At 40.6% G+C, this 13,482-nt stretch carries 11 protein-coding genes; 10 read left to right on the top strand and 1 reads right to left on the bottom strand.

Annotation, left to right across the window (positions count from 1 at the left end):
- The first annotated feature begins 302 nt into the window (after positions 1–302).
- The 4 genes from Q0612_RS08145 to Q0612_RS08130 all read left to right on the top strand — a co-directional run bounded on the left by Q0612_RS08145 (position 303) and on the right by Q0612_RS08130 (position 6,156).
- Positions 303–2,192: a TIGR03960 family B12-binding radical SAM protein gene (locus Q0612_RS08145; protein ID WP_298883174.1), complete on the top strand. Its 1,890-nt coding sequence runs from the start codon at positions 303–305 to the stop codon at positions 2,190–2,192.
- Positions 2,192–2,899 carry a TIGR03936 family radical SAM-associated protein gene (locus Q0612_RS08140; RefSeq protein ID WP_298883170.1) on the top strand — a complete coding sequence of 236 codons (708 nt, stop codon included), beginning with the start codon at positions 2,192–2,194 and terminating at the stop codon, positions 2,897–2,899. The genes Q0612_RS08145 and Q0612_RS08140 overlap by 1 nt, the downstream gene beginning before the upstream one ends.
- A gap of 347 nt (positions 2,900–3,246) precedes the next feature.
- Positions 3,247–5,184, top strand: a complete 1,938-nt coding sequence (locus tag Q0612_RS08135; protein WP_298883167.1) for a TonB-dependent siderophore receptor — start codon at positions 3,247–3,249, stop codon at positions 5,182–5,184.
- A gap of 21 nt (positions 5,185–5,205) precedes the next feature.
- Complete coding sequence (locus Q0612_RS08130; protein ID WP_298883163.1) at positions 5,206–6,156, top strand: ABC transporter substrate-binding protein; 951 nt, start codon at positions 5,206–5,208, stop codon at positions 6,154–6,156.
- A 138-nt stretch (positions 6,157–6,294) separates the two neighbouring features.
- Here the strand turns inward: Q0612_RS08130 and Q0612_RS08125 are convergent, their stop codons facing one another.
- On the bottom strand, positions 6,295–7,122 hold the full coding sequence (locus Q0612_RS08125) for a MerR family transcriptional regulator (protein WP_298883160.1): 828 nt from the start codon (positions 7,120–7,122) through the stop codon (positions 6,295–6,297).
- Positions 7,123–7,272: 150 nt separating this feature from the next.
- Here Q0612_RS08125 and Q0612_RS08120 point away from each other — a divergent pair, with 150 nt between their 5' ends.
- The 6 genes from Q0612_RS08120 to Q0612_RS08095 all read left to right on the top strand — a co-directional run bounded on the left by Q0612_RS08120 (position 7,273) and on the right by Q0612_RS08095 (position 13,316).
- On the top strand, positions 7,273–9,501 hold the full coding sequence (locus tag Q0612_RS08120; RefSeq protein WP_298883157.1) for a TonB-dependent receptor: 2,229 nt from the start codon (positions 7,273–7,275) through the stop codon (positions 9,499–9,501).
- A gap of 91 nt (positions 9,502–9,592) precedes the next feature.
- Positions 9,593–10,411 carry a 4Fe-4S binding protein gene (locus Q0612_RS08115; protein ID WP_298883154.1) on the top strand — a complete coding sequence of 273 codons (819 nt, stop codon included), beginning with the start codon at positions 9,593–9,595 and terminating at the stop codon, positions 10,409–10,411.
- Positions 10,408–10,602 carry a hypothetical protein gene (locus Q0612_RS08110; protein WP_210683961.1) on the top strand — a complete coding sequence of 65 codons (195 nt, stop codon included), beginning with the start codon at positions 10,408–10,410 and terminating at the stop codon, positions 10,600–10,602. Before Q0612_RS08115 ends, Q0612_RS08110 begins: the two co-directional genes overlap by 4 nt.
- Positions 10,595–11,086 carry a hypothetical protein gene (locus Q0612_RS08105; RefSeq protein ID WP_298883150.1) on the top strand — a complete coding sequence of 164 codons (492 nt, stop codon included), beginning with the start codon at positions 10,595–10,597 and terminating at the stop codon, positions 11,084–11,086. The genes Q0612_RS08110 and Q0612_RS08105 overlap by 8 nt, the downstream gene beginning before the upstream one ends.
- Before the next feature lie 227 nt (positions 11,087–11,313).
- Entirely contained in the window at positions 11,314–11,865 is a 552-nt protein-coding gene (locus tag Q0612_RS08100; protein WP_298883147.1) for a hypothetical protein, read from the top strand.
- An 86-nt stretch (positions 11,866–11,951) separates the two neighbouring features.
- The gene (locus Q0612_RS08095) at positions 11,952–13,316 is read left to right on the top strand and encodes an ATP-binding protein (protein WP_298883144.1); all 1,365 of its coding nucleotides are present in this window, start codon (positions 11,952–11,954) and stop codon (positions 13,314–13,316) included.
- The last annotated feature ends 166 nt before the right edge of the window (positions 13,317–13,482 follow it).

The raw sequence follows: 13,482 nt of genomic DNA, 5'->3' as shown, positions 1-13,482 counted from the left end.
ACGACTCCTAGGAGTACGCTTTGTACGCCGTCGTCGCCGTCGCTTCGCCTCTGACGCTTTCTCGTCAACCTTTTTATAAAAAACTAGAGGGAGCGGTCGACGGTAAAGCGCCATATGCTTAGCAACGACTCCTAGGAGTACGCTTTGTACGCCGTCGTCGCCGTCGCTTCGCCTCTGACACTTTCTCGTCAACCTTTTTATAAAAACTATAGGAATCGGTAGACGCTAAAGCATCATAGCAGATAAATATTGACGAAAACTGTTTTGAATAAACCCTTCCATCATTAAATATAGAGGAGAAAATGAATTTGAAAAAGGATTTAACTATTGATATTTTAAGCAGCGTGCAAAAGCCTGCGCGCTACACCGGCGGTGAGTTCGCCAGCATTGTTAAGCCTGCTGACGAAGTAGAGGCAACTATTGCTCTGGCCTTCCCGGATGTATACGAAGTAGGTATGAGTTACCTTGGCTTCAAAATTTTATACCATCTGCTGAACAAGGAGAATGGTATTGCTGCAGAACGCGTTTATGCGCCTTGGATTGACCTGGAGGCGAAGATGCGTGAGCGTGAAATTGCGCTTTGTACTCTGGAAACAAAAAAGGCTTTGAGCGAATGTGATATTGTAGGCTTTACTTTGCAATACGAGCTTTCCTATACCAATATCTTAAATATGCTTGATTTGGGTGGCGTACCGCTGCTGGCTAAGGACCGTACTGATGCAGATCCTTTTGTTATTGTAGGCGGTCCCTGCGTGTACAACCCGGAGCCGTTGACTGATTTCTTCGATTTTGCTGTTATCGGTGAAGGCGAAGAGGTGTTGCTTGAGGTTATGCGTTGCTACAAGGAGTGGAAACGTGAAGGCAAACCCGGCGGCAGACAAGAATTCCTGCAGCGCGTAGTAAAAATCAAGGGCATTTATGTACCTTCCTTCTATGAAGCAGAATATAATGAGGACGGCACCTTTAAGGCTATTAAGCCGCTGCGCGAGGATATTCCTGCCGTTATCCAAAAGCGTGTTGTAGAGGATATGAACAGCGTAGATTTCCCGACCTCTCCGATTGTGCCGTTTGGCGAGATTGTCCATGACCGCATCATGCTGGAGGTTTTCCGTGGCTGTAGTCGTGGTTGCCGTTTCTGCCATGCCGGTATGGTTTATCGTCCGGTGCGCGAGCGCAAGCCCGAGGTACTGATGGACCTGTCGCGTAAGCTGGTAGATAACACAGGTTATAACGAAATCAGCCTTGTATCCCTGTCCAGTGCTGATTATTCCTGCCTGGCACCGCTCGTACATAAAATGATTGGCGAATTTAAAGATGAACGCGTAAGCGTTTCTCTGCCTTCCCTGCGTATCGACAGCTTCTGTGTTGCTATCGCCAAGGAGGTACAGGCAGTGCGCAAAAGCGGCTTGACCTTTGCTCCGGAAGCAGGCAGCCAGAAGATGCGTGACGTTATCAACAAGGGCGTTACCGAAGAGGATTTGATGAATGCTGTCGGTGCAGCGTTTGAATCCGGTTGGAACAGCGTTAAGCTGTACTTTATGATTGGCCTGCCCTATGAAACTGACGAGGACGTTTTGGCAATTGCTGATTTGGCGCGCAAGGTACAGTATAAATATTTCCAGATTACCGGTAAGCGTGGGTGCAAGGTTACTGTAAGTGCTTCGTCCTTCGTACCTAAGCCGTACACTGCTTTCCAATGGTTCGCGCAGAATGACTTGGAAGAAATCCGCCGTAAGCAGTTCCTGCTGAAGGATGAAATCAAAAAATATAAGAATATCACCTTAAACTATCATGATGCAAAAACCGGTACTATTGAAGCTGTTTTTGCCCGTGGTGACCGCCGCGTAGGCAAGGCTTTGCTGTTGGCATGGCAAAAGGGCGCGCGTTTTGACGGCTGGAGCGATTGCTTCTCCTACGAGCGTTGGCTGGAGGCTATCAGTGACGCCGGTCTGGATAAAGACTTTTACGCTGCCCGTGAGCGCGGTGAGCAGGAGGCCTTCCCTTGGGAGCACATTTCTCCGGGTGTCAGCCGCCGCTTCCTGTGGAACGAATGGCGTAAGGCTTATGCTCAGCAGCTTACGCACGACTGCCGTCGCACAAGCTGCACCGGCTGCGGTGTTTGCCAGGCTCTGGGCGTAAAAATCGTTGACTATAAAGAAGAGTATCAAAACAATGGGGAGGTACAGGCATAATGAAACTGCGTATGCAAATTACCAAGGATAAGGATATCCGCTTTATCTCCCATTTGGAATATGTGCGCACTATCGGCCGTGCAATCCGCCGTGCCAAGCTGCCTGCTGCCTATTCCGAAGGCTTTAATCCGCATTTGAAATTCAGTTTGGCATCTGCGCTGGGTGTAGGCGTAGTAAGCTATACCGAATTCGTGGAAATCGAGCTTGCTGAGCCTATGGAAGTAGAAAAGGCTGCGTTGGCTCTTGATGCTGCTTTGCCGCGCGGTATCCGCGTACTGGCTGCCGATGCTGTTGATACGCATCACGCTGCCCTGATGAGTCAGGCAGCAGGTGCAAGCTATCGTGTAACGCTGCCTTATAGCAAAGACGTGAGCGCTGCTGTTGCGGAGTTCAATGCTGCGCCGGAGCTGCTGTTCAAAAAAGCTGCACCTAAGACGAAGGCTAAGTTTAAAGAGATTGATGTCAAGTTCTATATTCCTCAGCTTACTGTAGAGCAGACCGAAACGGAAACAATCTTCAGCTTTGACTGCAAAATTACGCCGACAGGCAGCATGAAGGCAGTAGATTTGCTGAATGTGCTGAATGAGCAGTATGGACTGGCTCTGCCGGTAGAAATGGCTGATATTGAACGTCTAAGACTGTACCGCAATAATAAAAACGGCAAGCCTATCCCAATGCTGAACAGTGATGCTGTAACCTTAGGATAGTATAAGCATTGTCATTTTAAATCTAAAGTTAAGCATAATATTGTCTTTTAGTATTTTGAAAAGACAATAGCTATAATATCGTAATTTAGTGGCTGGAGTTATCTTCTCCAGCCATTTTGCATTTTAATTTGCTAACTGCTTAATGAGTCATTCTGGTGCTCTACTGCTTTTTTATAAATTTTTTAAAATAATCATAAATTCACTTGACTGTCTAGCTGCTAGACAGCTTATTATGACATAGTAAGTAAAAAATAGGAATTAATTTCAAGACAAATATTTTACCATAAAATAGAGCAAATGAATAATTCCTGTTTTGATTTTAAAGAAATAATAGGGAGTGAAGTGTATTGAAAAAGATTATTTCAAAAGGCTTGTTAATGACAGCTCTGCTGACTGGTTCAACAGTGTTTTTTGGGGGGGCATCTGCTTTTGCTGAAGAGAGTTTAAATGAATATACCATTGATACTATTGTTGTCACTGCTACAAGAACGGAAAAACGTGATGTTGATGTACCGGCAACAACGGAAATTATTACCAGTAAAAGATTAGAAGAAACCGGCGCAACTACACTGGAAAATGCCATTAAATATACAACAGGTGTTGTTTATAAAGCTAATACTGTTGGTGATAATGGCGGTGAGTTTTTAGTTCGCGGCAAGCGTCGTGGTACTTTAGTTATGGTTGATGGTGTGCCTATGAATTTCAGAACAGGGTATTATGATTTGGATACCATTAATATAGCTGATGTTGAAAAAGTTGAAATTGTTCGCGGTGGTGGTGCTGTTCTATATGGCAGTGATACTAGCGGTGGTGTTATCAATATCATAACCAAAAAGAAACGTACTAATGCTATTTCTGCAGCTGTAGGTGATAATGGTGTACAAAAATATCAGACAAGTCTGCAGGCAGGTAAATTAGGCATTGGTGCTAGTTGGAATAAAAAAGGTAGTGTTGATAGGACATCTCTTGCGACTAATAGCGCAGGTGCATATAATCCAAATGGAACTTACTTTAAATTCTATGGTGGCGAAAAAACGATTGTTTCTACCAATTATACTTTTGATGAGCATTGGAAAATAACTTTTGATTATAATAATTATGATTATGTTAGAGGTTATATATCAGAAAAAACTAAGTTAGCCACCGATAAACGCTTTATTACTAACGAAGAAAATAAATTTACTATTAACTATGATAATAATGGCTTAAAAGCTAATGTTTTTTATCATAAGGGAACATCTGATTCTAGATATCATTATTGGAAAAAAAATAAATTCTATCCTAATTCCTATTTTTATGGAAGTAATGATGTTATCAAAGGTATAGAGGTAACGAAAGATATTGAGTTTGATAACAACAATAATCTGTTGGTTGGTGCTAAAGCCTATAATGAAAAATATAGCTATTATAGTTTTTATGATCCGAGTTATAAAGTTGCAACACCTGTAAATTATGCTTATGATAGAAATGTTTACTCTATATTTGCTCAATTGGATCATAAATTTGATAATAGACATGATCTAATTATCGGTGCTCGTGAAACGTGGACGGGCGGTTCTCCGGACGGAACCAATTATAGTGAATTTACTCCTCAAATCCAATACTCTTATAAAATGACGGAGGATACAAGTGCTTATGCTAGCATTGGCAAATCCTTTACTTTGCCGACTACAAAAGATATGTATGGTCAAGGTAATACGATTCAAAATTCAAATATCAGACCTGAGGTTGGCAAGCATTATGAAACAGGCTTAAAACATATTTCTGGTGCTCATTCCTGGAAATTAGCTTTGTTCAAGAGCGATGTAAAAGACTTTATTACAAGTTCCGAAAATGCTCAAGGTGAAAGTATTGCTATCAATGAGGATACAAAAAACATGGGCATAGAATTATCCTGTGAAATGAATAAGGCAGAAGGTTTTAGCTATAATTGGGGTGTTTCCTTTAGTAATCCTCAGTACAGAACACCGAAAGAGGATGATGGCGTTTGGAAGCGTAATTACGGCAAATGGTTACTTAATGGTGGCGTAAGCTATAGCATGAGCAAATTTAATGTTGCTTTAAATGCTAGTATGATGGCAGACCGTGTTCTGCAAAAATATCAGATTCCTGTTAAACCGTATTTATATACAAGCCTGCATGCTTCTTATAAACCTGTTAAAGAGCATGAGATTTATCTGAATATGGATAACCTTTTAAATCGACATGATATTACCTCCCATGTATCTTCCCGTTATGTAAGCCTTGGCAGAAACTTTGAGGTTGGTTACAGATTTACATTCTAAGCTTGATAAAGGGTGATTAATGTGCGTTGTTTAGTTCTTATTTTATTGATGATGATATTTACCGGTTGTGGTATGCAGTCTCGGACCGACGATAATAAGTCAAATGATGCTTATAGTGTTGTAGATGATTATGGCAATGTGCTGCAGTTTGATGCTAAACCGAAAAGAATTTATGCCGGAACGCTGAGTATAGAAGAGCTTTTAGTTGATTTGGTATCTGCAGATCGGTTTGTTGCAATTTCTGAAGACGCTTTGGATGGTAATATCTCATTAATTAAGGAACAAGCAACGCACGTTAAAAAGGTTGTTCCTGGGTATATAGGTGTAGAAGCTATTTTGGCTCTGAAGCCGGATCTGGTTATAGTACAGGAAAACCGCAATAAGGAATTTATAGATGCTTTAAAAGATACTGGCTTAAAAGTCATGGTAACTAAAGTGCCTACCAATCTTGATATGGTACAAAAGCGTATAGAAATCATTGCTAAAGCTGTTAGCGAAGAAGAACGAGGCAAGCAAATTATTAAGGATATGAATAAAAAACTTGCGCTTGTACAGAGTAAGGTGGGGAATTTGCCAGAAGAAAAGCGTAAAATTGCTCTAGCTTATTCTCTGATGGGGGCTTTTGGCAGCAAAAATGGTTTGTTTCACGATATTTGTATACGTTCTGGTTTGCGTAATGGAGCTGCTTTGGCTGGATTAGAGCGAGGGGAGCACTTGAGTAAAGAAAAAATTGTTAGCACTAATCCTGATATACTTATTTTTCCGCAGTATAGTGCAACAAAAAAAGGTGACGTAAATAAATTGCGTGAAGATGTTTTATCTGATGAATCGTTGCAAACGGTGAAAGCTGTAAAGAATAAGAACTATATTATTATTGCTGATAGATACCGCTATAGTGCTTCTCAGCATATGGCTGATGCTATATTGCTTCTTTCGAAGCAGGCTTATCCGGAACTTTATGTAAATGATTGAGAATAGCAATTATTGTTAAAATACTACGATAATTCTATTGAAAATAATTATAACTTTTCTTTTTTAAAAAACCTCCTTCGTAGCAGTAATATAGAAAATTACTATTTTAACGAAGGAGGTTTTAGTGCTTTGAATATGCTATTTTATCTGCAGCTCCAGCTTGTAAATATATTTATCCATATCGCCTGTCAGCCAGTAATCACACAGCGAGGTGACATAAAGCGGTGATATCGGCGTGAGCTGATGCTCCTGACAATATTCTGCCAGCATTTGCAGATATTTTTTATTGTTGAACATATAGACGCCCTGAAAATAAAGCGTCAGATAATCGCCCGCAGGCTTTTGATAGCAATGCGCTGTAGCAAGCTTGTCATGGAGCGTATAAAAATAATGTTTCAGATGTCTAGTTTCGAAATCCTGCAAAATTTCCGCATCGTAAATATAGCCGAAGCCGTTTGTTGTTAAGGCAGTATCATTTTTCAGATGGGTAAACATTTTGGCGATATGCGTGGAACGCTTTTTGAAGCATTCGTTTTCTTCGGTAGCATTGCTCAGATAAAGATAACGCGCTTGCTCATGTATAAGCAAGATTTTATTCAATGTGATGTCAGCTATGGAATCAAGCTTGCCTAATTCGCTCTGCAGCTCTGTTTTCATGGCTTGTAGACGGGCAATCTCCTGCGTAAAGAAATCTATGCGCTCATTGAACAAATCACGGTAATTTTGTGGCGAACGGTTGGCAAGATAATCCTTGATGCGTGCAATCGGTACCTCAAGCTGGCGCAGCGTAAGAATCAGCTGCAGCAAAAACAGCTGACTGCGCTTGTAATAGCGGTAACCGTTTTCATCGACAAGTTCTGGGGTAATCAATCCCAGCTTATCATAATAAAGCAAAGTCTTGCGGGGAATTTTGCAAAGCTGTGATAATTCACCGGTCGTAAAGTAATTTTGTAGATTTTTTGACATTTTTAGCATTTCCCCCTTGACTGTCTAGCTGCTATACACAGTATTATAACATATAAAAGAGAGATTGCATATTAATACTTCGTTCAAATAATTTCAAGTGCTTAATACGCAACTCGTTGTTTTTTTTGATGAGTGAATGGAGGTATATCTGTGAAAAAACTGGCTAGTAAAGGTTTATTGATGAGCGCATTGATTTGTGGTAATGTACTCTGGGGGGGGACAACAGTTCTTGCTAATGAGGCTCAGGAGTATGAACTGGATGAGATGGTTGTAACAGCTACGAGAACCATGAAGCAGATTCAGGAGGTTCCGTCCAGTGTCAGTGTGGTAACGGCAAAGGATATCGAGGAGCGTAACATTACATCTGTTCCGGAAGCTTTACAGACCTTACCTGGTGTGTATAAAAGTCAAGCAATTCAAGGCGGTATTCAGCTTAGAGGCTTTGGCTCTGGTGATATTCTTGTATTAGTAGATGGTTTACAGATGAACTATCCTTTCAACAGCACTGTGGACTGGGAGATGATACCGGTAGAAAACATTGAGCGTATTGAAGTTGTGCGTGGTGCTGGTTCTTCTCTGTATGGCGGACATGCTGTTGGCGGTGTAGTAAATATTATTACAAAGGATGCCAAGAAGAAAGGCTTGAATGCTAACATAGTTTTGAATTATGGTAGCAATAATACTTGGAAAAAGGCTCTTTATGCTGATGTAAAAGCCAATGAAAAAGTTTCTTTCGGCGTTGGCTATGAAAATCGTAAATCGGATGGATGGGGAAATTATTATCAGACAAAAGCTGCTAGCAAAGGCAGTGGGACAATTGTTCCTGATAATAAACCGCCACAATTAAGCAATGGTAAATACATTGTTGCTACACGCGGCGATAGAAAATATGAGAGCGAAACCTATAGTGCAAATGTAAAGTATAATTTTGATGCGGAACGTTCCTTGAAATATACTTTTGCCAATACTACGAGTACTTATTATTATCCGAGTCCTAAGAGTTATATTTATAAAGACGGTAAGCCTGTATGGAGCGGTAAAGTTGATTTAGGAAATGGAACTTATGTATCTCCTAGTCTAGGAACTTCCTTAGGCTATGATGGTGAGAAAGAGTACAACAAACACACTTTAGCATATAATGATGATAAAAATAAAATAAATGCTAATTTCAGTTTGCTTGATATGAAAAAATCCGGATATAGTAGTGCTAGTGGCACTGCTAAAGAGGTTCCCTGGTATGGAGCAGGCAGTGATTCTTCATATCCTGGAAAAACCTATGTATTCGATTTTCAAAAGGCTTGGGAAAATATTGGCAAACACGATATTTTAATTGGTGGAGATTTTAAACAAGAGGAGTTTACCCAACATAGAAAATATCTGAAAAACTATCATGATCATAATTCCGTAGATACAAGTAAGGGAAAGAATGGCTTATTCCAAGTAAACACCGGTAAAGCACAGAATATAGCTTTATTTGTTCAAGATGAATATAAATTTAATGAACCTTGGACTATGTATCTTGGATTACGCTATGACCATTATAAGAAGTACAATGGTAGCACAACAAGCTATAACCTTGATGGCAGTTTGGATGCAAATAATTCCAGTAAGCATGGTGAAGGCTCATATAATGAATTGAGTCCTAAAATTGCTTTTGATTTTAAAGCTGATGATAATACTAATTATTATGTATCTTATGGTCATTCTTTTAATCCTCCTCCGTTTAGTCAAATTTTCCGCTATGAGCAGAATGTACATGCCAATCCGGATCTTGATCCTGAAACATCTGATACCTTTGAGATTGGTATGAAGAAAAAAATCTCTGATAAGACCAATATGGGTATCTCCATGTATAAGGTGAAAACTGATGATAAGATAGTATATACTTATCATTATAAACCCGGCACTAAAGTAGTAGATTATAAGTCTTATGAAAACTATGGTACTGAAAAGCGTCGCGGAGTAGAGTTTAGTCTTGAACATAAGCTTACTGAAGAATTATCTGGATATCTTAATTATTCTTGGCAGCATGGCAAAGTAGAAAGAACAGCAGTAGCTAATACAAACCTTGGTAGTGTTAATTCTACTGATTATGGTATTCCGAAGCATTTATTACACGCTGGATTGAATTACAAAAAAGATAAACTTGGCGTAAATCTTGACTGTCAATATGTGAGTGCTCGTCAAGCACCGGATGATGAAACCGGTGAATATGGTTCTGAAGATCCGTACTTTATCGTAAATATGGGCTTCAATTATGAAATTGCAAAAAATGCTGTATTACAATTTACGGTAGATAATGTATTTGACAGAGAGTTCTATGCAAGTGAACCTACTTCTGGTCGTGTTTATAGTGTTGGCCTGCGCTACAGCTTCTAATTACTTGCTTAACGTTTTTCAATAGCTTAAAATAGGGATAGGGTGTTTGTTTGAATTACCCTATCCCTATTTGTTATCGAGGTGATTGCCTATGTTATATAACCTTAAACGTTTAACCGGCTATGCTCTTGGCTTTGTACTGTTTTACGCGCCGGTGGCGCTCTTTCAGCGCTGCCTGTTCTATCTGCTTTACGGCAGCTGGCAGCCGCAGAGTATTCACGGACTTTGTTTTCGTATACCTATAGAGCATGTGTTGGACGGAATAATCTGGCGACTGACACCGATAAGCATGCTGAGTACATTACTGCTTTTGGCGGCAGCCTTCTTCCTGGGGCCTGTTTTTTGCGGCAGGCTGTGTCCTGCAGGAGCGTTTACCGAATATCTTTCGAAGCTGGTGCCGTCAAAATTTCAAATCAGCTGGCATCGTTATACAGAAATTGCGCCTATTCGTTACGGTATGCTGGCAGGCTTTTGCCTTGTGCCCTTTTTCGGTGGCATTCTGGCATGCTCCTATTGCAATTTCTTTTTGTTCGACTTACTTGCCAACTACTATACGCAGGGTTACTTTATTTCGCTAACCTCCAGTCTGCTGCTGACAGCAATTATGTGGGTGCTTGTCTTTGGTATCTTCACTAAAGGCGGACGCGGCTTCTGCAATTTTTTGTGCCCGGTGGGAGCGGCACAGGGACTGATGCATGCCTTAGGCTGCAAGCTGCCGTTTGTACTGCGCATGCGTGTTGATAAAAGCCAATGCATAGGCTGTGGCTTGTGCGAAAAGAAGTGCCCGATGGAATCCGCTGAGCTTGCTGACGGTAAGGCGCAGATTAACCGGCATAACTGCATCTGCTGCGGCGTATGTCAGCATGTATGCCCGGTACAGGCTATCAGCTACGGGAGGAAACGCGTATGAAAAATAAGCTGATAAATTTTATTGCGGCAATGGGAATTCCTGTCAGTGGCATTACTACGCAGGGGGCAGGCTGCACAGGGATTTGCGGCAGCTGCAGCTTGAATTGCGCGCCGGGAATAGTTGCTTTACTGCTTTTGGCAGGCAAGGCAATTTACAAACGTTATCATGGCGGGGTGGTGCAGCATGAATAAGAAATTGTTGAAGCGTGTACTGGCCTTTGTGCTGATGGCGGCTGTGATGGTAGGCCTGGTATTTTTCCGCAGTGAAAATAACTATGACAAGCACTATTTCCGTGCTAAGCTGGCACGTGGGCAGGAGGTGCATTGCCAAATAGACCTAGGCAAGGAGGGCGAGCTGAAATATTTGCTGCAGCCCAATATCTATACATTGTATTTACGCCTGCTGCCGGAGGATAAGCAAGCGCAGCTGCGCTGCGAGGGCGAAGGCCTGCAGATGCTGCTGTCGCGCAGCAGCAAGAAAGGCTTGTGGCGCAAGCTTGCACCTGATGAAATGATTAGGCAGTACAAGGGACAGTTAGGAGTGAGTGCGGAGCTGTATTTTTCGCCGGAGCAGTTGAAGCAGCGCCATGTGCAGCAGGGAAAAATCAATTTTTATGATGCGAAAGGCTTATACGGAACTGTCGTCGTTGACGTAATCAATTCGCGGGTGAAGTAAGATTAATATGGTTTTCAAGCTGTGGGCAGAAGTTCTGCCTGCAGCTTTTTGCTTTATAAATAATAAAGACATATTCCTAAGTTTTCTTGCAATCAATTAGGAATAGTGATAAAATAGCGAATGAAAAAGTAATTAAATGATATAGATACTTAATTGCTTTGAATAATATTGTTTTAGGGCGCAAAAGCAGTGCTGATAGCTGCTGATGTTAAAAGGAGGCTTATATTATGGCTGAAGAGTTTAACAAAAATCAACAAGAAGTGAAGAATGAGATTCGTAAAGGGATAGTTGAGCGTCTGCTTGGCAGCAAGCTGGATGCAGAAAATGCAGAAATGCCGATAAGGTCCAGCTTCGTGAATCATAACCTAGATGATTACAATATTATAGATACTCATTATCAAGCCTTAAAGGATGAGGTTTTGCATGAGCTGGGCGCATATCTTTTACACAATAAAAGTACAAATGAGAATGACGAAATGGCTATCAGAGCCAGCTATGTTAATCACACACCTGCAGATACCCGTATTCTTGACGGTCATTACCAAAAGCTGAAGGATGAAATCTGCCATGAAATCGTACAACAGGTTGCCGGTGACAAGGTTGCTGTTGAAAAGGATGCGATGGCAATCCGCGCCAGCTATCTGCATGAGCTGCAGGAGCAGGGAAGTATGAACGAAGCTATTGCCAAACGCCTTCTGGCTAAAGGCATGAGCGTGGCTGATGTTGCTGAGGCTATGCAGATGCCTGAAGAAACTGTTGCCAAGCTGCAGGAAAAATAAGAAAAAGTTGTAGAATGCACCAATTTACGATTAAGACGCTTAATGTTATAATATAAGCAACTTATGAGTAGAGTTGGTGCATTTTCATGTTTATTGGGCGAAAAAAGGAACTTGCTATATTAGAAAAACTTTATAACAGTAATGAATTGAACTGCGTATGTTTGACTGGCGATGCCGGAATTGGCAAAACAGCGTTACTGCAAGAATTTGCCAGACGCAAGCATAAAGCATATTTTTGTGTACGCGCAAGTACTAATAATGCCAATAAGGCAGCTTTTTACACAGAGCTGTCAGCTCAAGGCATTGTTCAATGCAGCAGTGGCTATTGGCAGGATATACTTAAGTTAATTTATAAAAAGGCTAAGGGAGAAAAGATAGTATTATTGATAGACGATGTGCAGGAACTGGAAACCAGTTTTAGTGAGCTGTTGCCTGAAATAATTGCCTGCCTGCAGACTGAGGCAGAAAAATTAAGACTTTTGCTGGTATTTAGCGGCAGAGAATGTGACTATGTATTACATTTATTAGGAAAAAGCAAATTGCCTCTATCTAAAATATTTTTGCAGTCATTAAATTATGAAGATGTTTTGCCTTGCTTAATTCCGTTTAGCAATGAAGAAAAAGTGTTGCTTTATGGAGTAACTGGAGGAAAACCAGCCTATTTGCAGCTTATAGACAGTACGTTAAGCTTTAAGGATAATCTGTATAATTTATTCTTTAGTCCCACAGCTTCGTTACTGCATGTTGCCGAACAGATTCTAGCATTGCATTTTCGTCAGCCGCATATTTATCATGCAATATTATGCTCAGTTGCCTGTGGCGCAATACATATGAAGGAGATTGCGGAAGCGGTAGGCATGCCTGATAATAAGACTTCAAAGTATGTTGGCGTACTGGTAGAAAAAGGGTTATTGAAAAAGCTTGTACCTCTTGTAGAAGCAAAGCTTGGTAAGCAGCAAAAAACGACGTGTTATATATTAACTGATTCTATGCTGACTTTTTGGTATCGCTTTGTTTATCCATTTTTAAGCAGTATAGCTATGGGGTGCGGAAACTATTTATTACGTACTAAGGTATTACCTGCTTTGGACGATTATGCAAAGGTGCTTTTTTTAGAAATATGTCGACAGTATTGTTTTACACTGCGCGAACGTGGTGATTTTCATAAATTTATGCAATTTGGTTATCTTTGGCCAAAAGATAATTGCGCAGTAGAACAGATCCGTTTGATTGCTTATGATAAAAATAGTGCGGGTTTTATGCAATGCGTATGGGAAAAAAGTAAGGTTGATGTTCCGTTAATAAAACAGTTACAAGGAGAATATGCTGACATAACAGGACGCAGTAATTATTATATTGTTTTTTCGCGGCGAGGCTTTACTGATAGAGCTTTAGGATATGCAGCACGGACTAAGGAAGTCAGGTTGGTATCTTTGTTTTACTTGAAGTAAATCTAAACGTAAGTAGAATATAGAGAGGTGCAATTTAGATTTTTTACTACATTCTACTTATAAGTTGAATAATGAAACCGGCTTAAAATAACGCTTTAAGCCGGTTTTTCTTTTCGAAAAAAAGAGTCTAAGAATTTACTGTTAATCATTGCACTTTAAAGCAAGT

This window comes from uncultured Phascolarctobacterium sp., from assembly GCF_937920985.1.
Classification (GTDB): Bacteria; Bacillota; Negativicutes; order Acidaminococcales; family Acidaminococcaceae; genus Phascolarctobacterium_A.
This window is presented reverse-complemented; position numbering and strand designations above follow the sequence as displayed.